This window comes from Brachybacterium sp. 107, from assembly GCF_052379725.1.
Lineage (GTDB): Bacteria > Actinomycetota > Actinomycetes > Actinomycetales > Dermabacteraceae > Brachybacterium.
The window spans coordinates 39,998-60,181 of the sequence record NZ_JBQSYW010000004.1 but is presented as its reverse complement, the minus strand read 5'-3'; the positions used below and the strand labels follow the sequence as shown (position 1 = coordinate 60,181).

Below are 20,184 nucleotides of genomic sequence, written 5' to 3'. Positions count from 1 at the left end.
ATATCCGTGTCGGCGGGAGGAGGGTCGACGGGCCGACCGGGACCGCCGGCCGGGGGAGGTCAGCCGGCCAGGTTCGTCGACCGGGCGATCCAGTCGCCGGGGTGATCCAGGAGCGGGGAGATCGCCGCTCGCGCCGCGCCCCACAGCGCGGGCGCGGCGAGGTCGTCCGAGCGTTCGATGACGATCTCGTCGACCTCGGCGGCCAGGGCGTGGAGGTCCACGGTCTCGCGGATGAACGGGGCGATCTCCTCGGCGATCGGGCCCAGGTAGCCCGAGAGCATCACGGTGGAGAGATCCAGGATGTTCAGCGCGTTCGCGACGGCCAGGCCCAGGGAGCGGCCGATCGTGCCGATCACCTCTGCCCGGTCGGTGCTGCGGGATAGCTCCTCGACCAGCTCGTCGATGAGCACGTCCCGTCGCAGCCCGGCGCGCTCGCGCAGCGCGTGGTAGGACACGTACGCCTCGAGGCAGCCGCGGCGGCCGCAGCGGCAGAGTGCGCCGCCCGGCTCGACCACGGTGTGCCCGAACTCCCCGGCCCAGCCGTGGACGCCCTCGAGCACCTTGCCATCCAGCACGATCGCCCCGCCCACTCCGGTGCTGCCGCGCACGTACATGAACGATTCGTCGGGCCGACGGGCGATCTCGGTGAGGACCGACAGCCGGATGTCGTTCTGCACCAGGACCGGCACGCCCACCAGGGCGGGGATGGTCTGGAGCTCGCGCATGAGGGGGACGTCGGCCCAGTCGAGATTCGGGGCGGACAGCACGCTCTCCCCGTCGGGCGAGATGCGCCCGGGTACGGCGACGCAGACCCCGACCAGTGTGGCGGGGCCCGCCTCGGCCCGGACCTGTTCGAGCAGTCGCGCGCAGGCCTGGACGGCCTCCGGGACGTTGCTCGCCGTGACCTCGAGGTATTCGGTGTGGGAGCTGAGCTCTCCGCCGGCCAGATCGATGCCGAGGCAGGAGATGTGCTCGGCGGCGATCTCGAGCCCGATGCCGAGCACCGTGTGCTGGGCGGGCTGCAGGGGCACCATCGGCCGGCCGCTGCCCTGGGAGACCGGGGCGTGCTCCTCCACGAGACCTGCCGTGATCAGCTCTTCGATGAGCTTGGAGACGGTGGGCTTGGTGAGCTGGGTGGAGCGGGCGAGCGTGGCGCGGGAGACGGGGTCGGCCGCGTTCACGACGGCGCGCATGACGAGCGAGAGGTTGTGCTCTCGGAGGTGCGTCGATTGCATGGGGGAGGCCCTTCCGTCGTACGAACCCGCGGCGCCGTCTTGTGATCCGGCGACGAATCGTCGTATGTTAGTAACTCAAACATACTAAGCGGCTCGAGGATGCCCGTTCCGCAGAACTGCTGGATCGGCTCAGGGCATCGTAGTGCGACACCTCGCGCCGTGAGGGATCCCAGACTGCTGTCCGTACAGAGGAGTTCGACCATGACTGCACCCACCCCCACCCGCGACGACAAGTTCTCCTTCGGCCTGTGGACCACCGGCTGGCAGGCCCAGGACCAGTTCGGCGCCGCCACCCGCCCGCCGCTCGAGCTGAGCGCCCACATCCGCAAGCTCTCCGAGCTCGGCGCCTGGGGCTTCACCTTCCACGACAACGACGTGATCCCCTTCGACGCGACCCCCGCGGAGCGCCAGACGATCATCGACCAGCTGAAGTCCGTCACCGACGAGACCGGCCTGGTCATCGAGATGGTCACCACCGACACCTTCGCCCACCCCGTGTTCAAGGACGGCGCGTTCACCTCCAACGACCGCGACGTGCGCCGCTTCGGCCTGCGCAAGGTCCTGGCCAACGTGGACCTCGCCGCCGAGCTCGGTGCGAGCACCTTCGTCATGTGGGGCGGCCGTGAGGGCGCGGAGTACGACGGGTCGAAGGATCTCTTCGCCGCGCTCGAGCGCTACCGCGAGGGCCTGGACACCGTGGCCGGCTACATCAAGGACAAGGGCTACGACATGCGCATCGGCCTCGAGCCGAAGCCGAACGAGCCCCGCGGCAACATCTTCCTGCCCACCGTGGGCCACGCGCTGGCCTTCATCGAGCAGCTCGAGCACGGCGACATCGTGGGCATCAACCCCGAGACCGGCCACGAGCAGATGGCGACCCTGAACTACACCCATGGCCTCGCCCAGGCGCTGTGGAGCGAGAAGCTCTTCCACATCGACCTCAACGGCCAGCACGGCCCGATGTACGACCAGGACCTCGTGTTCGGTCACGGCGACCTGATCAGCGCCTTCTTCACCGTGGACCTGCTCGAGAACGGCTTCCCGTCCAAGCCCGGCGCCTACGAGGGTGCCCGTCACTTCGACTTCAAGCCCTCGCGCACCGAGCACGAGACGGGCCAGTACGACTCGGCCGCGGCCAACATGGAGATGTACCTGATGCTCAAGGAGCGCGCCCTCGCGTTCCGTCAGGACTCGGAGGTCCAGGAGGCGCTGTCGTACTCCGGCATCGACGAGCTCGCGCAGCCGACCCTCGCCGAGGGCGAGTCCCTCGCGGACCTGCTCGCGGATCGCTCCACCTTCGAGGAGTTCGACGCGGACAAGGCCGGCGAGCGCAACTTCGGCTTCGTGCGCTTGCAGCAGCTGGCCATGCAGCACCTGCTCGGCTTCCGCGCCTGATCCGGTGGGGGCGGGGCCGTTCGGGCGAGTCAGCCCGGCCGGCCCCGCCCCGCTCTGCTGTTCCGCCCGGGCCCGTGCGGCCCCGCCTCGCTCTGCTGTTCCGCCCGGGCCACGTGGCGTGGCCGTCGCATCCGGTGTCGGTATGTGTGCATGCTTCCCGTATGCGGGCCTGCCTGCACACATACCGCCAGTCGAGGTGAAGGTGGCCCGTTCTCCCGGGTGGGCTCGGGCACGGCCTGCGCGGCTCGGCCCTCGCATCCGGTGGCGCTATATGTGCACGCTCCCTGTATGGAGGCCTGCCTGCACGCCTGCCGCCCGTCGATGCGCGGGCAGCCTGTTCGTCCGGCGCCTGGATCCCGCAGTTCCCTCCGTTCCCGCCGTTCCTCGAGTGACGCGCGGCGGGTGTCATAGCCTGGTGGGGCAGTCGTAGCGCGCCTCTCGAGCTTTCCGTCCGCCGTCGGACGGCCCAGCGCCGCGACCTCTCGCATGACCACGACGCAGACGACCATTCGGCACTCATGACGCCACCCGCATTCGCGGCCCACCCGCTCCCGACGCCCACGACGCAAAGGACCCCCGATGGCACCCACGGTTCTCGGAATCGACTCCTCCACCCAGGCCACGAAGGCCCTTCTCGTCGACGCGGAGACCGGGGTGGTGCTCGAGGAGCGCCGCGCCGCGCATCCTGACGGCACCGAGGTGGACCCGCGCGCCTGGCTCGACGCGGTCGACGAGGCCGCCGGCCCCCTGCTCGAGCGGGCCGACGCCGTGTCCGTGGGCGGCCAGCAGCACGGCATGGTGCTGCTCGATGCTCAGGGCGAGGTGGTGCGTGACGCGCTCCTGTGGAACGACACCCGGTCCGCTCCGCAGGCCGAGGCCCTGATCGAGGAGATGGGTGGCGCCGAGGCGTCCGTCGAGGAGATCGGCAGCCTGATGGTCGCCTCCTTCACCGCCTCGAAGCTGCGCTGGGTGCGGGACAACGAGAGCGAGAACGCGCAGCGTGCGGCGAGCGTGCTGCTGCCCCACGACTACGTCTCCCGTCACCTGGCCGGCGGGGGAGAGGCCTTCACCGACCGCGGCGACGCCTCCGGCACCGCGTACTACTCCACCCGCACCGAGGAGTGGAAGCCCGAGCTGGTCGAGCTGGCCCTGGGCCGTTCACTCGACCTGCCGCGCCTGCCCGGGTCGCCGCAGGAGATCATGGCACGCACGCCCGGGGGCGCCGCCATCGCCGCCGGCACCGGAGACAACATGGGGGCGGCCCTGGGGCTCTCGCAGAGCGAGGGCGACGTCTCCGTCTCGATCGGCACCTCCGGCGTGTGCGCGATGGTCAGCCCTACTCGTCCGAACGACGCCACCGGCTCGGTCACGGGCTTCGCGGACGCCACCGGTCGCTTCCTGCCGATGGCCACCACGATCAATGCCGCCCGCATCCTCGAGGCCGGCCGCGCCCTGCTCGGCGTGAGCCATGAGGAGATGGCCGAACTCGCCCTGGCCAGCGCGCCCGGCGCGCACGGCGTGACGCTGCTGCCCTACTTCGACGGCGAGCGCACCCCGAACCGTCCCGAGGCGCGTGCGACCCTCACCGGCATGAGCACGTCCACCACCCGGGAGGACATCGCCCGCGCCTACGTTGAGGGCCTGCTGTGCTCGCTGGCCGACGGCATCTCCGCCCTCGAGGACATCACCGGCACCGCAGCCGCCGGAATCACCCTGATCGGCGGCGCGGCCCGCAGCCAGGCCGTGCAGCAGATCGCTCCGGCCATCTTCGGGCGCGCGGTGACCATCGCCCCGGCCGCGGAATACGTCGCCCTCGGCGCCGCGCGTCAGGCCGCCTGGGCTCTCTCCGGCGAGCAGGAGCCGCCGACCTGGGAGCTCACCGGCAGCCGTACCGTCGAGGCGGAGCCTACCCCGGAGGTGCTCGGCGCCTACCGTGAGCTCAAGGAGCGCACCGCGGACTGGACCGCCAAGGGCTGATCCCGAGGAGGCGCCGCCGGTCCTCCATCACGGGCCCCGTCCGCGCGATCCGGCGGTTGCCCGAAGGAGCGACAGCGCGCCGAGACGACGACACGTCGGCACGACGCAGGGCGCCCCATCTGAAACTTTCAGGTGGGGTGCTTCGTCGTGCGGTCGATACAACGCCCGGTGACCGGGCATTGACCACGCCCCGGTGCCTGCTCTAGCCTGAGGAGGACCGAAAGTGAACAGAAAGCTTTCAAAAACTGCCTGAAATCCGAGATGCGCGGGAACGCCGCCACCTCGTCGGCCGTGCGAAGGAGCACCTCATGACCGTTGCCCCGTGGAGAGACCCCAGCGTGAGCGTCGAGCAGCGCGTGGAGTCGCTGCTGGCCGATCTCAGCCCCGAGGAGAAGATCGCCCAGCTCGGCAGCTACTGGAAGCGGCCCGAGATCGGGGACGCCGAGGGCTTCGCGCCCATGCAGTCCACCTTCGATGAAGGCCGCGACCCCTTCGAGGACGCCGTCCAGAACGGCCTCGGGCACATCACCCGCGCCTTCGGCAGCGCGCCCCTCACCGCCGAGGAGGGCGTGTCGAACCTGCGCCGCCTGCAGAGCGCCGTCACCGCCGGCTCGCCGCACGGCATCCCGGCGATCGCCCACGAGGAGTGCCTGACCGGGCTCATGGCCCATGAGGCCACCACCTACCCCGCCGCGATCGCCTGGGGAGCCTCCTTCGCTCCCGAGCTGATCGGCGAGATGGCCGCACGGATCGGGTCGGACATGCGCGCGATCGGCACCCACCACGGCCTGTCCCCGGTGCTGGACATCGTGCGCGACTACCGCTGGGGCCGCATCGAGGAGACGATGGGCGAGGACCCGTATCTCACCGGCATCCTGGCCACCGAGTACGTGAAGGGCCTGCAGAGCTCCGGGGTCATCGCGACCCTGAAGCACTTCGCCGGCCACGCCGCCTCCCGCGCGGGCCGCAACCATGCGCCCGTCTCCATCGGCATGCGCGAGCTGCACGAGATCGACCTGGTGCCCTTCGAGATGGCCGTGCGCCTGGGCAAGGTCCGCTCCGTGATGAACTCCTACGCCGACATCGACGGCATCGCCCCGGCGGCCAGCCGCTGGATGATGACCGAGCTGCTGCGGGACACCTGGGGCTTCGAGGGCACCGTGGTCTCCGACTACTGGGCCGTGAACTTCCTCCAGTCCATGCACCGCGTCGTGGAGACCACCCGCGACGCCGCCGTGACCACCCTGCGCGCCGGGATGGACGTCGAGCTGCCCGAGACCAACACCTTCCCCGAGCTGCTGGACGCCATCGCGGCCGGCGAGCTCGAGGTCGAGGTGCTCGACACCGCCGTGCGCCGCGTGCTTCGCCAGAAGGTCGAGCTGGGCCTGCTGGATCCCGAGTTCGACCCCGCCACCACCGGTGAGGCCATCGACCTGGACCCCGCGGAGAACCGCGATCTCGCCCGCCGCGTGGCCGAGGAGTCCATCGTCCTGCTGCGCAACGAGTCCGCCGTGCTGCCGCTGGCCGCACCGGGCCGCATCGCCCTCATCGGCCCCAGCGCCGTCGAGCCGCGCAGCTTCCTGGGCTGCTACAGCTTCACCAACCACGTGCTCTCCCGCCTGGAGGACAACGGCACCTCGGTCGCCGTGCCCTCGCTCGCCGAGAGCCTGGCCGCCGAGTTCCCGAACTCGACGGTCACCACGGTGGCCGGGACCGACTTCACCGATACCTCGACCGACGGCATCGCCGAGGCCGTGACCGCCGCGGAGGCCGCGGACGTCGCCGTGCTCGCCGTGGGGGATATCGCGGGCCTGTTCGGCGCCGGCACCTCCGGTGAGGGCTGCGACGTCGCCGACCTGCAGCTGCCCGGTGCCCAGCACGAGCTCGTCGAAGCCGTGCTCGGGACCGGCACCCCCGTGGTGCTGGTGCTGGTCACCGGGCGGCCCTACGCGCTCGGCGCCTACGTGGACCGCTGCGCCGCCATCGTGCAGGCGTTCATGCCCGGGGAGGAGGGCGGCAGTGCGCTCGCCGGTGTGCTCTCCGGGCGCGTGAACCCCTCCGGTCGCCTGCCGATCGGGATCCCCGGCGGCATGGGCGGCCAGCCCGGCACCTACCTCGCCCCGGTGCTCGCCTGGGTCAGCGACGGCATCTCGAACATCGACCCCCAGCCGCTGTTCCCCTTCGGCTTCGGCATCGGCTACACCCGTTTCGAGTACTCGGACCTCGAGCTCTCCGCCGCGGAGATCGCGGCTGACGGCACCGTGGAGATCGCGGCCACAGTCACCAACGCCGGTGACCGCGACGGCAAGGAGGTCGCCCAGCTCTACCTCAGCGATCCGGTCGCCTCCGTGGTGCGCCCGCTCAAGCGCCTGGTGGGCTTCACGAAGATCGCCCTCGCCGTCGGGGAGAGCGCCCGGGTCACCTTCCGCCTCCACGCCGACCGCACCTCGTTCCTCGGCCAGGACTACCAGCGGATCGTCGAGCCCGGCGAGTTCCGCGTGCGGGTGGGCTCCTCGAGCGAGGACATGCGACTCGAGGAGTCCTTCCGGATCACCGGCGCGGTGCGCGTGGTCGGCGACGGCGAGCGGGTGCTCGACACCCCGTCCGACGTCGCACGGCTGCGGGGCGGGCAGGCGCCGTCGCCGTCCGCGTCGGTCGCCGCAGGAGCGCCCGCCGGCACTGCTGGCACGCCCGCCGACACCGCAGGCACGCCCGCCGACACCGCAGGCACGCACGTCGGCACTGCTGTCGGGGGCGCCGGTACCGCCGCCGCGAGCGTCCCCGAGGGGCTCTGATGGCGGCCCCGTCGGCCGCATCGGCGCCCGGCGACCGGCTCGAACCGATCGAGCTGCAGGTCGTGGACGCCGACGGCGCGCCGCGCCCGGGAGCGTCGGTCACGGTGGAGCAGGCCCGGCACGCCTTCGGCTTCGGCTGCACCGCCTTCGCGCTCGCGCAGCCCGGCGACCAGGCCGCCGCCGAGCTCGAGGGGCTGTGGCTGGACCTGTTCGACACCGCCACGCTGCCCTTCTACTGGCGCTGGTACGAGCAGACCCCCGGGACCACGGACGCGGACCGCCTGCGGGCCCTGGCTGCGCACCTCCGCGACCGCGGCGTGCGGATCAAGGGTCATCCGCTGCTGTGGCACACCCTCGCGCCGACCTGGCTGCAGGAGAAGGACGATCAGGGCGTCGAGGACGCGATCCGCGCGCGGATCACCCGGGAGGCGAGCGAATTCGCCGGGCTCGTCGACCAGTGGGATGCGATCAACGAGACCGTCATCCTGCCCGTCTTCGAGGCCGAGGAGAACGCGGTCACGCGCCTGGCGCAGGCCCGCGGCCGGATGCACGTCATCCGCCTCGCCTTCGAGACCGCCCGCGCCGCGGACCCCACGGCGCGCCTCGTGCTCAACGATTTCGACCTCACCCCCGCCTACGAGGACGTCATCGAGGAATGCCTCGAGGCCGGCGTGCAGATCGATGCGATCGGCCTGCAGACCCACATGCATCAGGGGTATCGGGGCGAGGAGCAGATCGCCGAGGTGCTCGAGCGCTTCTCCCGCTTCGGTCTGCCCCTGCAGATGACCGAGACGACGCTGGTCTCGGGCGATCTCATGCCCTCCCACATCGGCGATCTCAACGACTACGTGGTCGACTCCTGGCCCTCGACGCCCGCGGGCGAGGAGCGCCAGGCTGATGAGCTCGTGCGCCACTACCGCACCGTGCTCGCGCACCCGGCCGCGGAATCGCTCACCTACTGGGGGCTGGACGACGCCTCCGCCTGGCTCGGCGCCCCCGCGGGCCTCGTGAGGGCCGAGGGGACCCCGAAGCCGGGCTATCACGCCCTGCGCGAGCTCATCCGCGATCAGTGGTGGGTGCATCGCGCCGAGCATCGGGCCGACGAGAACGGCATGGTCCAGCTGCAGGGATTCGCCGGGGACTACACGGTCGAGACCGACGGGCAGGTCCACGAGGTCACGGTGCCGCGCGGGGGACTCCTCACGCAGCAGGTGCCGGCGCCGGCTCCTGGTCGTCCGCGTCGGGGCTGACGAAGCGCTCTCGGAGGAGCCGGGCGACCGGTTTCTCCGAGTGCCACAGGGCCACCGTGAGCAGCGAGCCGGCCAGCAGGAGCATGAAGCTCCCGACGAAGTGCACGAGCCCGAGGGTGAGCACCCCGAGCGAGACCAGGGCCAGCGTCGAGAGCGGCTTCGTGAGCAGGGTGAACATCGAGAGCCGCAGCACGTCCACGACGCGGAAGCGGAAGTTCGACACGATCGTCAGGGCCCGCACCAGAACCAGCAGCACCAGCGCCCCGAGCACCAGGAAGGCGGCGTTGAAGCTCGCCGTGCCCAGCTGGGTCCCGAAGGTGACGTTCGCCGTGAGGATCCCGAGCACGAGCACCGCCGGAACACCCACTTTGAGGCTGTCCAGCAGGTTCGCCCGGTATCCGTGCAGGAAGCGCGAGGCGGGCACCAGGTCGCGGTCCTCGGACCGCCGGCGCCAGGCGTAGAGCGCCGCGGAGACGGCCGGCACCACCGGCAGGGCGGCGATGACCAGGAGCAGGGCGTTGCGAGGGTCCGCCGACAGCATCGTCCACACCAGGATCATGGGGGAGCTCGCGAGAACCAGGAGCACGTCGATCGCGACGAGCCAGTAGACCCACTCGGTGACACCGGTGAGCACGCTGCGGTTCTGCCGTGCGGGTGACATCGGGCCTCCTTCGAGGGCGTGATGGGCTGTCGGGCTACCCGGCGCCCCCCTCCAGTATTGCGCCGAAAAGAGAAACTTTCGCTCTCTCAGGCCCCGACGATGCGCAACTGTTACCTGCGTTTCAGGCCCTTCGGGAGAGCGCTCTCTCGCACATTCACGAGAACGTGCTGGTGAATGCCATGTCGGCGCGAGCGTCACTGGGGTTCTCACGTGATACCCAACCTCTTGACCAGCACGCTCGTGCCCGCTAGGTTAAGTTTCACACCGAAACTTCAGCGAAAGTATTGGTGCGCTTTCCTGCCGCACGATGACGCGCGGCAGTCAGCCCTACGGAACAGGGTGCGGTCGATCATCGCCGCCCTGCTCCCTCGAGAACCGATCCGGATGCCGCCCAGGACGGGCGCAGCATCACTCCATCGGACTCAGCAGTGCCAGCAGTTCATGCTCCACCCGTTCAGCCGGCCGCTTTCTGCGGTACGGCCATGATCTCGACGAGGAGACGGCCATGACGACGTCGCACCCCTTCCATCTCTCGCAGACCCGCCGCAGTTTCGTGGGACTCTCCGCAGCGGCCTTCGGGACGCTCGCTCTGGCCTCCTGCGGCTCCGACTCCGGAGAGGAGGTCGACGTCGAGTCCCAGAACGTGGGAGCGATGGAGAATTACGCCGCGGACACGCAGTTCACGGCCGCTGAGCCGTTCGAGGTCAGCATGCTGTGGACGGACTGGCCCGAGGTTCCCGTCGAGGACTCCTGGCGGATCTTCGATCTCATCAAGGAGCTCACGAACGTCGACGTCACGCTGACGCACATCCCGTTCAGCGATGCCACCGAGAAGCGCAGCCTCCTCATCAGCGCCGGCGATGCGCCGACCCTGATCCCGCTGGTCTACACCGGCGAGGATTCCCCCTTCGTGTCCTCCGGCGCCGTCGTGCCGCTGAGCGACTATGCGGACAAGATGCCCAACTTCCAGAAGTACATCGAGGAGTGGGACCTCGCCGACATGATCAACAACCTCAAGCAGGCCGACGGCAAGTACTACATGGTGCCGGGCCTGCAGGAGGTCTCCGTCCCGGTGTTCAGCCTGGTCATCCGCAAGGACATCTTCGAGGAGGTCACCGGCGCTGTGCCCAACACCTGGGAGGAGGTCCACGAGGGGCTCAAGCTCATCAAGGAGAAGTACCCCGACTCCGTGCCGCTGGCAGATGGCTTCGAGGCGCAGTCCATGCTCAACTACGCAGCCCACGCCTTCGGGACCAAGGCCGGCTGGGGCTTCGGCGACGGAGCGATCGAGGGGAGCGACGGCAAGCTCACCTACGTCGCCACCACCGACGAGTACAAGCAGCTGGTGGACTACTTCCGCGGACTGGTCGAGGACGGCCTGCTGGACAAGGAGTCCCTCACCGCCTCGAACGACGGCAGCGGCGCAGCGGGCGTCGACGAGAAGTTCGCCAAGGAGCAGTGCTTCGCGGCCTCGGGCTCCTCCGGCACGGCGATCGAGTTCGCCACCGCGCTGAACGAGACCGTGGGCGACGGGAACTTCTCCGTCGCGCTCATCCCGCCGCCCGGCGGTCCCGCCGGCGACAAGGTCGAGCCACGCAACTTCTGGCACGGCTTCATGCTCAGCTCCGAGATCACGAAGTCGGAGAACTTCCTGGCCACGCTGCAGTTCGTCGACTGGCTCTACTTCAATCCCGACGCGCGCGACATGCTGCGCTGGGGCGAGAAGGACGTGACCTTCACGAAGGCGGACGACGGCACGATCGAGCTCGACAAGGGGTACTCGCTGGACGACTATGCGCTGAACGCCGGTGCCGAGACCGATATCAAGGTCGACCTCGGCTTCTCGACCTTCCCGGCCGAGTCCACCGAGTCCCGGGCGCTCAAGGAGTCCTACAGCACGCCCGAGTTCGTCCAGTACATCGACGACGTGCTGACCACGCGGACCCCGCGCGAGCCGTTCCCGCCCACGCCGATGGACGAGACCGAGCTCGAGCAGGCCTCGCTCCTGGCGACCCCGATCAAGGACGCCGTGGACACCGGGACGCTCCAGTTCATCATGGGCGAGCGCGACATGAGCGAGTGGGACGCCTTCGTCGGTGAGCTGCAGGCGGCCGGTGTGGACCGGTACCTCGAGCTGCTCAACACCGCACGGGACCGCTTCGTCGAGGCCAACGGCTGAGCGGGGCTGATCAGCAGACGGAACGGGTGATCACATGACCCTGGCACAGACACGGGACGTCGCGGCGCAGGAGCCTGCGCCGCGACCCCCGGCCCCGAAACGCCGACCGGGAGCGTGGAAGCGGGCGCTGCGGCGCGACTGGCCGCTGTACACCTTCGCAATCGCGCCCCTGATCTTCCTGGCGATCTTCCGCTACCTGCCGATGCTCGGCAACGTCATCGCCTTCCGCCGGTTCCGGCCGGGCGGGAACATCTTCGGCGACGAGTGGGTGGGAATGCTCTACGTGGATATGTTCATCCATGATCCCGCCTTCTGGAACGTCTTCACGAACACCGTGATCATCGGCGGCATGACCCTCGTGGTCTGCTTCCCGCTGCCGATCATCCTGGCGCTCATGCTCAACGAGGTGCGTCGGACGCATTTCAAGAAGATCGTGCAGTCGATCAGCTACCTCCCGCACTTCCTCTCGGTCGTGATCGTGGTGGGCATGGTCTACCAGCTGCTGTCCCTGCAGGGGACGGTCAACCAGATCACGGAGGCCTTCGGCGGGGACGCCGTCTCGTTCCTCCAGAAGCCCGAATGGTTCCGCTTCATCTATGTGGCCTCCGAGGCCTGGCAGACCGTCGGCTGGGGCACGATCCTGTACCTCGCCGCGCTCACCGCCGTGGACGACGGCCTCTACGAGGCATCGCGCATCGACGGGGCCAACCGCTGGCAGCAGACCTGGCACGTGACGATCCCGGGGATCCGGCCGACGATGGTCACGCTGCTGATCCTCAACATCGGCAACTTCCTCAACGTCGGGTTCGAGAAGGTCCTGCTCCTCTACAACCCCATGACCTACTCGACCGGAGATGTCATCTCGACGTACCTGTACCGCGTCGGCCTGGTGTCGAACAATCTCAGCTATGCGGCGGCCATCGGCCTGTTCCAGGCGATCATCGGATTCGCGATGGTCATGTCCGCCAACTTCATCTCGAAGCGATTGGTGGGGACGAGCCTGTGGTGATCGAAGCAATGGCCCCGGACACGCCCCGCAAGGCGCCCGTCGCGGCCCGGACGTCCCGTATCAAGGACTCCACCTCGTACAAGGTGTTCACCGTCGTCAACATGACGGTCCTGGTGCTCATGTGCGCCCTGATGCTCTACCCGTTCGTCATGCTGCTGGCGCAGTCCTTCAGCTCGGCGGGGGCGATCAACGCGGGCAAGGTGAGCATCTTCCCGGTCGACTTCAACATCGACACCTACAAGGCCGTCGCGAACAACGGCGCCTTCTGGCGCAGCTACGGCAACACCGTGGTCTACACCGTGATCGGCACGACCATCGCGATGGTCCTGACCACCTCGTACGCCTTCGTGCTGTCCAAGAAGCACCTCAAGGGCCGCGGTCTGCTCATCGGCATCGCCGTGTTCACGATGTTCTTCAACGGCGGCATCGTCCCCAACTACGTCCTCATCTCCTCCCTGGGGATGAAGAACACGATGTGGGCGGTGATCCTGCCGCCGGCGCTGTCGGTCTTCAACCTCCTGGTGATGAAGGCGTTCTTCGAGAACCTGCCCACCGAGCTCGAGGAGGCCGCGCATATCGACGGTCTCACCTGGTTCGGGATCTTCTTCCGCATCGTGCTGCCGCTGTCCAAGGCGGTCATCGCCACGATGGTGCTGTTCTACTCGGTGCAGTACTGGAACGACTGGTTCGCCGCGTTCCTGTACCTCGACAAGACGGATCTGTTCCCGGTCACGCTGTTCCTGAGGAACCTGATCGCCGGGGCCTCGACGGCAGCCTCCGAGGGGGCTGCGGCGTCCGGCGGCAGCGTCAGCGACATCAACGCCAACATCCAGTCGGTGACGATGATCCTGATCCTCATCCCGATCCTGAGCGTGTACCCGTTCGTGCAGCGGTACTTCGTCTCCGGCATCATGCTCGGCTCCGTCAAGGGCTGACGCGACCGTACGAGCTGGCGTGCTGGCGTGCTGGCGAACGTGCGAACGTGCGAGCGGGCGGTCGATCCTCGGATCGGCCGCCCACTCCTCGGAGTGACTGACGATCTCTGCAGAAAACATCCGAAAGCATGATCGAAACTTCGATCAGAGTTTAGGCTGTGGGGCGGGTGCCCTGCGATGAAGGGTGTCCGGCACGGTTACCCTCGGGTGATCGGTGCCGACGAGGGCTTCGTGTCGAGAGGTGAGGGTGTGGACATGCCAGAGGATGCTGCCCGGCAGGGCCGGGTCACCCTGAAGGACGTCGCCGAGAAGGCGGGGGTCTCGCTGGCGACCGCCTCGAAGGTGATGAACGGTCGCGCGGACGTGCGCGACTCCACGCGCCAGGAGGTCGCCGAGGTGGCCCGAGAGCTCGGCTATCAGCCGAAGCGACGCGATACCGACCGTCGTCGCTCGGTGATGATCCACTTCGACACGCTCACGAGCCCGTACGCGCTGCAGGTGCTCGAGGGTGCGGAGCGCGCCGCCCGTCGGGCCGACGTGGACCTGCTGGTCATCAGCGTCGACGAGCGCGGCGAGGGCTATGCCGGGCCCACGCGCGCGCAGATGGCGGACATCGCAGCGCGCGGCATCGAGGGTCTCATCGCCGTCACCTCCCCGATCGGGACCCAGCATGCCCGCTGGAGCAAGGACCTCAAGCTGCCGCTCATCGCCGTGGACCCCGTGACGATCGGCCCGGACACCAAGGGCGTCGTCACCATCTCGGCGACCAACTGGGAGGGCGGGTCGCTCGCCGTCCAGCACCTCCTGGACCTCGGTCACCGACGGATCGGCATCATCGGCGGGCCCGAGGGCTCCGTCCCCGCCCGGCAGCGGGTGCAGGGCTATCACAGCGCCCTCGCGCAGGCCGGGATCCCGGTGGACCCCGCGCTCATCCAGCACGGATCCTTCGGCTACGAGGACGGCCAGCGCAATGCCGAGAAGCTGCTGCGGCTGCCCGAGCCTCCCACCGCGATCTTCGCCGTCGCGGACACCCTCGGCGTGGGCGCCCTGCGCGCGGCCCGGCAGCTGGGCGTGAGCGTCCCCGAGGAGCTCAGCGTGGTCAGCTTCGACGACACGATGATCGCCAGCTGGACGCATCCCCAGCTCACCGCCGTGCGTCAGCCGCTGTTCTCGATGGGACAGGTGGCCGTGGAGCGGCTGCTCGCGCTCTCCTCGGACCCGGGGCTGTTCGCCCACCCGTTCAAGCTCGAGACGCACCTGGTGCAGCGGGAGTCGACGGCGCCTGTCTCCCCGCAGGGTTCCTGACCACCGGCCGTGCACCGCGAGCGAGGCGCTCGCGGTGCACGGGCCGGAAGGGCGCGAGCGGGGGACTCAGCCCTTCTTCTCGACGAACCGATCGCGTGCGGTGTTGATCAGGTCCACGTAGGCGGGCAGGCCGGCGGCCTCGAGCTCCTGGCCGAACGCCTCCCACTCGCTCATGTCCCGTTCCCCCATGATGAACTGCAAGGTGGCGGTGTCCACGGCGTCCTTGATCGGGGTCGCCATCAGCGACGCCTGCTCCAGCTCGCCCTCCTCCAGCGGGGCGGGGGCCCAGGGCGGCATCGATTCCAGACTCTCGAGCACCCCGTCGATATAGGCGGTGAAGTCCTCGGAGTTGTAGGACTGCTTCAGTGATCGGGACTCGGTGGCCTCCGCCAGGTAGGTCGAGAAGCCGAGATCCTTGAGGATGTCGGTCCCGGCGCCGGTGTTCAGCTCGAAGCTGTCCAGCGAGTACCCCTCGTTGAGGGTGATCTCGCCGTCCTCCGCCTTCGTGTAGGTCTCGCCCTCGACACCCCATCGGGTCATCTCCCGGGCGTCGGGGTTGAAGTACAGCCAGTCCATGAACTGCAGGATCGCCAGGAAGTTCTCCGACGAGGCGATCTCGGAGTTCAGCATGAACCCGTGCCAGAAGTTCCGGGGCCCCATGATGTTCCCGCCAGGGCCGGCAGGCGGCGGGATGAGCTGCAGCTCGTAGTTCCCCTTGCCGAGGGTCTCGTCCATGGCCTGGGCGAACTCGAAGACGGTGCCCGAGGAGCCTGAGGCGGCGAAGCAGGTCTCCTTCGCGAACTTCGCGTCGATGCTCGCGGCGCCGCTGCCGTCGTTCGCGGCAGTCAGGGACTCGGGGTCCAGAAGCCCTTCCTCGACCAGGCTCCGGTAGTACTCGACCATCGCCTTGTACTCGTCGGAGGTGGCCGCGTACGTCATCGGGCCGTCGTGGCCGCCCATCATGCCGTCGCCGAAGCCCCAGCCGGCGCGGGTGTTGAAGGCGTAGCCGCCGTAGTTGATGAGCGACTGGCCCTCGAAGCCGTCGGCCAGCGGCAGCGAGTCGGGGTACTTCTCCTTGATCGCCGTGAGCCCCTCGTGGACCTCGTCCCAGGTGGTGGGGATGCCGATGCCGATCTCCTCCCAGACGTCCTTGCGGATGATCAGGGAGAAGGAGGGGACCCAGACCTCCTGCAGGCCGGGGAGCATGTAGTACTTCCCGTCGGCCTGGCGGATGTTGTCCAGCATCTCTCCGAGGTCCCATTCCTCGACGTACTTGCGGAAGTTGGGCATGTGCTCGATGTAGTCGCTCATCGGCAGGATCGCGCCGGAGGAGACGAACTGGGTCTCGTCGCCGCGATAGATCAGCGGGATCACGCTGGGGGCGTCCCCCGCGCTGAGGAGCAGGCTCCGCTTCTCCACGTTGTCGCTGAAAGGGACGTGCGTGAGCTCGAGCTCGACGTTGGTGAGCTCCTTGATGCGGTCGAACACCTGCCAGGTGTCCTGCACGGGGTTCTCGGGCCAGTCGGTCCACAGGATCGACAGCGTGATCGGCTCCGTGGCGGTGAACTGCTGGTCCGCCTCGAAGGACTCCATCGCCCCGACGTCCAGGGTCGAGGGATCGGCGGCGTCCTCGGGGGAGCTGCTGCCGCACGAGGCGAGCGCGAAGGTGCTGAAGGCCGCGGCGCTGAGGCCCACGAAGCTGCGCCGGCTGGTGAAGGGGCCTGGGGTCGGACGGGTCATGAGGGACTCCCGGTGTGGCTCGAAGGTGTCGATCAGCGAGGAGGGCCCATCGCCGCTCCCCGGGGCACGGCCGGCGCGGAGGTGGCGAGCCGTGGACTGCGACGGCCGACGGTGGCGTCACTGCCACCGTCCGACGTCCCCTGAAGACAACTAGAAAGTTTCCGAAAATGCAGGAATCCTATTCAGGTGAGTTGAGGGTAGGGAATTCGGCGGTGCTCGTCAAGGGTTCGCACGATGTGCATGGTGGCGGGGTTGTCAGCGGCGTGGCCTTGGCGTATCGCGGCGTGCACGGTCGGTGCCATGAGAAATGTTTCTAGAAAACTTTCTACAACGCGTCGGTCTTGCAGAGAACATTTAGCCGCTCGATATGGTGCCCGGGTGACGGAGACCTTCGGTCGTAGCGGTCATAGTGGTCGTGCCGGTCGTGCCGGTCGTGCCGTTCGTCCAGACCTGCTCGGTCGCCCCGGTCGCCCCGGTCGCCCCGGTCGCCCCGGCCGTGCCTCTCGCCCCGCTCCGGCCAGCCGGGTCAGCGAGCAGTCGCCTCGGCCGGCACCCGGTCGCGCAGCCAGGCCAGCTGGATCATGCTCTGGGTGGCCGCGCCGCCCTCGTGGTTGTTGAAGGGGTAGACCTCGATGTCCTTGCTCGGGGTCGCGCCGCTGAGTCCGGCGTAGTGGTTGTACGCCGCGAAGACCGTCGAGGGTGGGCAGGTCATGTCGCGCAGCGCCGCCGAGAAGAGCGTGTCGGCCCGGGCCCGGCGCGCGAGATGCACGACGTCGACGTACCGGAGCGTGTTCTCCACGGCCGCCTCGCGGCCTCGTTTCACGGCGAGATAGCGGACGATCTCCTGGTAGGGGTCGGCGTCGGTGATGTCCATCGCCCGACGGATCTGGCACAGGAAAGGCACGTCCGCCATCACCGCGTCGACGTCGGGCACCAGGCTGCCCGCGGCGATCGCGAGCCCGCCGCCCTGGCTGCCGCCCGTCACCACGACGCGCCCGTCGGCGCCCGGGAGCGCGCGGGCCGCATCGACCGCACGCGCGGCGTCGGTCATGAGCCGCGTGAGGTACGAGGTCTCGGGGGATTCGATGCCGCGGGTCATGGATCCCGGCGCGGCGGGTCCGGAGCCGACGGGATCCGGGGTGTCCCCGCCGGAGCCCCAGCGGCTGCCCTGGCCGCGGGTGTCCATCACCAGATGCCCGTAGCCGGCGCTCGGCCACAGCAGATGCTCGATCGGCTCCGAGCGGCCGCCGCCGTAGCCGATGTACCGCACGACCACCGGCAGGTCGGCCTCGATGCCGGCAGGGCGCAGGTACCAGGCGCGGATCGGGGCCCCGTCGTGCCCGGCGAAGGTGACGTCCCAGGTGTCCACCAGGGACAGCCCGGTCTTCACGGGCCGGACCTCGAGGATCGGCTCGACGGTGCGGGCGCGATCCAGCGTGCCCGCCCAGAACTCGTCGAGGTCGGCCGGCTCGTCGAGCTCGGGGAGGTACTCGTGCAGAGCGGGGAGCGGGAGGTCGAACAGCGGCATCGGAGGCCCTTTCAGGACTGGGGTTCAGGACGGGGTGTGGGGGAGCAGGTCGAGCGGTGCGCCTGGTGCCAGGGCGATCACACCGACGTCACCGGGGTCGATTCTCACCCCGGAGGCGCCGTCCTGTCCGGAGATCAGCTCAGGTCCGTCGCCGCGCACGGTCACCGATTCGCTGCCGTGATTCAGCAGGAACACGTGATCGGGGCCGTCACCGCGCCGGCGCACGACCTCCAGGCCCTGCTCCGCCGCGCCGGTCAGCGTCGGGGCGATACCCAGGCGCTCCGCGGCCGACGCGAAGAAGGCGTCGCGGGAGTCCTGACGCAGCCGGGCGGAGAGGTAGACGGCGTGCCCGGATCCGCGGGCGCTGCTCGTGATCGCGGGGAGCCCGCGCAGCTCGCCCTGGGCGTGGACGGCGAGCACGTCCGCATCGGTGGTCTCCAGCAGCTCGGTCCACTCCTCGACGACGCTGCCGTCGTCCAGCGCGACCTGTACGCCGGCCTCGAGCGGGAGCATCTCCTGGACCCGCACCCCGAGCAGCTCGCGCAGCCGCCCCGGGTAGCCGCCCGGTTGGATCCGCAGCGAGGCGTCGGAGATCCCGGACAGGTACGTCACAATCAGCTCGCCGCTGGCCTCGACGTACTGCTCGAGCCAGGTGACCTGCTCGTCCGAGAGCGGGTACAGGCAGGGCACGACCAGCAGCCGGTACCGGCTCGCGTCGGCGCCCGGACGCACGAAGTCCACGGGGATCCCGGCGCGCCAGAAGGAGCGGTGGGTGGCTCGGACCTCGTCGGAGTACCGGATGGTGTCGCTCGGGAGGTGCGGGGTCTCCAGCGCCCACCAGCCGTCGGCGTGCCAGAGGATTCCGACCTCCGCCTCGACCAGGGGCCCGTCGGCCGGGAGCCGCACCGCCGGGGCGATCCTTTCGAGGATCGACCCGAGCTCGCACACGGCCTCGAAGCGTCGGGTGGACGCCCCGGCGTGCGGGACCAGCCCGCTGTGCCACTGCTCGGAGCCGCCGAGCGAGGCGCGCCACTGGAAGAACAGCGAGGACTGGGAGCCGCGCGCGATGTAGCCCAGCGAGTGGCGGATCATCCGCTGGGGGCTCTTGGGGATCGTGCGATCGCCCAGCGAGATCCCGGCTGCGTTCTGCTCCATGAGCACCCACGGGCCGCCGGACCAGGAGCGGGACAGGTCCGAGCCGTAGGCGACGTGGGCCTCCGCGTCCGGTCCGGTGGTGTCGAGATAGTGGTCCAGCGACACCACGTCGAGCTCGTCGGCCCAGCTCCACTGCTCGAGATGGTTCCAGGTGGGGAGCATGAAGTTGGTGGTCATCGGGGCGCTCGAGCCCGCGGCCCGGATCTCCTCGCGCTGCTCGACCATCGCCGAGCGCATCTCGTCGGAGCTGTAGCGCCGGAAGTCGATCAGCTGCGCGGGATTGTGCAGGTACTGGGTGGTGCGCGGCGGGGTGATCTCCTCCCAGTCGCCGTAGCGCTGGGACCAGAACGCCGTGGACCATTCCTGGTTCAGCGTCTCGAGGCTGCCGTAGCGGCGCTGCAGCCAGGTACGGAACGAGCGTGCCGCGTGCGGGCCGTGGTCGAGGGTCCCGTACTCGTTGTGCAGATGCCAGCCGCGCAGCCCCGGATGGCTGCCGTACCGCTCGGCGAGCATCCTGGCGATGCGCCGCGAGGCGTCACGGTAGGCGGGGGCGCTGACCGCATAGGTGTCGCGCGAGCCATGGGTCAGGCGCACGCCGTCCTCCCGCACCGGCATCGCGTCGGGGTGGGCGAGGGTGAACCACGGCGGCGGCGAGGCGGTGGGTGTGGCCAGGAAGAACCCGATCCCGGCCGCGGTGATCAGCTCGATCACCTCGTCCAACCATCCGGTGTCGTAGACCCCCTCGGCGGGTTCGAGGGAGGCCCACGAGAAGATCCCCAGCGACACGGTGTTGACCCTCGCGCGGCGCATGAGCTCGATGTCCTCGCGCCAGGTGTCGCGGTCCCACTGCTCGGGGCTCCAGTCGCCGCCGAACAGGAACGCCGAGGGGGCGAACGCGGCCGACGGGGCGGCTGGGGCCGACGGGACGGCGGGTATGTCCTGGGCAGACGGGCTCGTCGTCTCCCTGGCAGGGGCCTCGTGCGCGCTCATGCCGTGACCTCCTCGCCGCGCACGAGCTGC

General features: G+C 69.3%; 13 protein-coding genes. 8 read left to right on the top strand and 5 right to left on the bottom strand.

What is annotated here, in order from left to right; all coding sequences use genetic code 11:
• Positions 1 to 59: 59 nt before the first annotated feature.
• A complete protein-coding gene (locus tag ACT3UL_RS06720; protein WP_444577348.1) occupies positions 60 to 1,235 on the bottom strand; it encodes an ROK family transcriptional regulator in 1,176 nt (391 codons plus the stop codon).
• Between the two features lie 201 nt (positions 1,236 to 1,436).
• Here ACT3UL_RS06720 and xylA point away from each other — a divergent pair, with 201 nt between their 5' ends.
• The 4 genes from xylA to ACT3UL_RS06700 all read left to right on the top strand — a co-directional run bounded on the left by xylA (position 1,437) and on the right by ACT3UL_RS06700 (position 8,652).
• A complete protein-coding gene (gene xylA / locus ACT3UL_RS06715; RefSeq protein ID WP_444577347.1) occupies positions 1,437 to 2,630 on the top strand; it encodes a xylose isomerase in 1,194 nt (397 codons plus the stop codon).
• Between the two features lie 579 nt (positions 2,631 to 3,209).
• Positions 3,210 to 4,607: a xylulokinase gene (gene xylB, locus ACT3UL_RS06710; RefSeq protein WP_444577346.1), complete on the top strand. Its 1,398-nt coding sequence runs from the start codon at positions 3,210 to 3,212 to the stop codon at positions 4,605 to 4,607.
• A 308-nt stretch (positions 4,608 to 4,915) separates the two neighbouring features.
• Positions 4,916 to 7,402, top strand: a complete 2,487-nt coding sequence (locus tag ACT3UL_RS06705) for a beta-glucosidase (RefSeq protein WP_444577344.1) — start codon at positions 4,916 to 4,918, stop codon at positions 7,400 to 7,402.
• Positions 7,402 to 8,652 carry an endo-1,4-beta-xylanase gene (locus ACT3UL_RS06700; RefSeq protein WP_444577343.1) on the top strand — a complete coding sequence of 417 codons (1,251 nt, stop codon included), beginning with the start codon at positions 7,402 to 7,404 and terminating at the stop codon, positions 8,650 to 8,652. Before ACT3UL_RS06705 ends, ACT3UL_RS06700 begins: the two co-directional genes overlap by 1 nt.
• Here the strand turns inward: ACT3UL_RS06700 and ACT3UL_RS06695 are convergent.
• The gene (locus ACT3UL_RS06695) at positions 8,603 to 9,313 is read right to left on the bottom strand and encodes a DUF624 domain-containing protein (RefSeq protein WP_444577341.1); all 711 of its coding nucleotides are present in this window, start codon (positions 9,311 to 9,313) and stop codon (positions 8,603 to 8,605) included. The genes ACT3UL_RS06700 and ACT3UL_RS06695 overlap by 50 nt on opposite strands.
• Positions 9,314 to 9,818: 505 nt before the next feature.
• On the opposite strand from ACT3UL_RS06695, the gene ACT3UL_RS06690 reads away from it, so the two are divergent.
• The 4 genes from ACT3UL_RS06690 (at position 9,819) to ACT3UL_RS06675 (ending at position 14,741) form a co-directional block, all read left to right on the top strand.
• Complete coding sequence (locus tag ACT3UL_RS06690; protein WP_444577340.1) at positions 9,819 to 11,492, top strand: ABC transporter substrate-binding protein; 1,674 nt, start codon at positions 9,819 to 9,821, stop codon at positions 11,490 to 11,492.
• Between the two features lie 34 nt (positions 11,493 to 11,526).
• The gene (locus ACT3UL_RS06685; protein WP_444577338.1) at positions 11,527 to 12,501 is read left to right on the top strand and encodes an ABC transporter permease; all 975 of its coding nucleotides are present in this window, start codon (positions 11,527 to 11,529) and stop codon (positions 12,499 to 12,501) included.
• Positions 12,502 to 12,509: 8 nt separating this feature from the next.
• Complete coding sequence (locus ACT3UL_RS06680; RefSeq protein WP_444577529.1) at positions 12,510 to 13,436, top strand: carbohydrate ABC transporter permease; 927 nt, start codon at positions 12,510 to 12,512, stop codon at positions 13,434 to 13,436.
• Between the two features lie 255 nt (positions 13,437 to 13,691).
• A complete protein-coding gene (locus tag ACT3UL_RS06675; protein ID WP_193118698.1) occupies positions 13,692 to 14,741 on the top strand; it encodes a LacI family DNA-binding transcriptional regulator in 1,050 nt (349 codons plus the stop codon).
• 66 nt (positions 14,742 to 14,807) lie between these two features.
• On the opposite strand, the gene ACT3UL_RS06670 is transcribed toward ACT3UL_RS06675, so the two are convergent.
• The 3 genes from ACT3UL_RS06670 to ACT3UL_RS06660 all read right to left on the bottom strand — a co-directional run bounded on the left by ACT3UL_RS06670 (position 14,808) and on the right by ACT3UL_RS06660 (position 20,154).
• Positions 14,808 to 16,481, bottom strand: coding sequence for an ABC transporter substrate-binding protein (locus ACT3UL_RS06670; RefSeq protein WP_444577337.1), 1,674 nt, complete (start codon positions 16,479 to 16,481; stop codon positions 14,808 to 14,810).
• A gap of 526 nt (positions 16,482 to 17,007) precedes the next feature.
• Entirely contained in the window at positions 17,008 to 18,009 is a 1,002-nt protein-coding gene (locus ACT3UL_RS06665; RefSeq protein WP_444577336.1) for an acetylxylan esterase, read from the bottom strand.
• Between the two features lie 24 nt (positions 18,010 to 18,033).
• On the bottom strand, positions 18,034 to 20,154 hold the full coding sequence (locus tag ACT3UL_RS06660; protein WP_444577335.1) for a beta-galactosidase: 2,121 nt from the start codon (positions 20,152 to 20,154) through the stop codon (positions 18,034 to 18,036).
• Positions 20,155 to 20,184: the final 30 nt, after the last annotated feature.

What these genes read in the sequence shown, in the direction of transcription:
- ACT3UL_RS06695 (WP_444577341.1), bottom strand. Translation starts at nt 9,313, where the DNA reads ATGTCACCCGCACGGCAGAACCGCAGCGTGCTCACCGGTGTCACCGAG.
- ACT3UL_RS06690 (WP_444577340.1), top strand. Translation starts at nt 9,819, where the DNA reads ATGACGACGTCGCACCCCTTCCATCTCTCGCAGACCCGCCGCAGTTTC.
- xylA (WP_444577347.1), top strand. Translation starts at nt 1,437, where the DNA reads ATGACTGCACCCACCCCCACCCGCGACGACAAGTTCTCCTTCGGCCTG.
- ACT3UL_RS06660 (WP_444577335.1), bottom strand. Translation starts at nt 20,154, where the DNA reads ATGAGCGCGCACGAGGCCCCTGCCAGGGAGACGACGAGCCCGTCTGCC.
- ACT3UL_RS06685 (WP_444577338.1), top strand. Translation starts at nt 11,527, where the DNA reads ATGACCCTGGCACAGACACGGGACGTCGCGGCGCAGGAGCCTGCGCCG.
- ACT3UL_RS06700 (WP_444577343.1), top strand. Translation starts at nt 7,402, where the DNA reads ATGGCGGCCCCGTCGGCCGCATCGGCGCCCGGCGACCGGCTCGAACCG.
- ACT3UL_RS06705 (WP_444577344.1), top strand. Translation starts at nt 4,916, where the DNA reads ATGACCGTTGCCCCGTGGAGAGACCCCAGCGTGAGCGTCGAGCAGCGC.
- ACT3UL_RS06680 (WP_444577529.1), top strand. Translation starts at nt 12,510, where the DNA reads ATGGCCCCGGACACGCCCCGCAAGGCGCCCGTCGCGGCCCGGACGTCC.
- ACT3UL_RS06720 (WP_444577348.1), bottom strand. Translation starts at nt 1,235, where the DNA reads ATGCAATCGACGCACCTCCGAGAGCACAACCTCTCGCTCGTCATGCGC.
- ACT3UL_RS06665 (WP_444577336.1), bottom strand. Translation starts at nt 18,009, where the DNA reads ATGCCGCTGTTCGACCTCCCGCTCCCCGCTCTGCACGAGTACCTCCCC.
- ACT3UL_RS06675 (WP_193118698.1), top strand. Translation starts at nt 13,692, where the DNA reads ATGCCAGAGGATGCTGCCCGGCAGGGCCGGGTCACCCTGAAGGACGTC.
- xylB (WP_444577346.1), top strand. Translation starts at nt 3,210, where the DNA reads ATGGCACCCACGGTTCTCGGAATCGACTCCTCCACCCAGGCCACGAAG.
- ACT3UL_RS06670 (WP_444577337.1), bottom strand. Translation starts at nt 16,481, where the DNA reads ATGACCCGTCCGACCCCAGGCCCCTTCACCAGCCGGCGCAGCTTCGTG.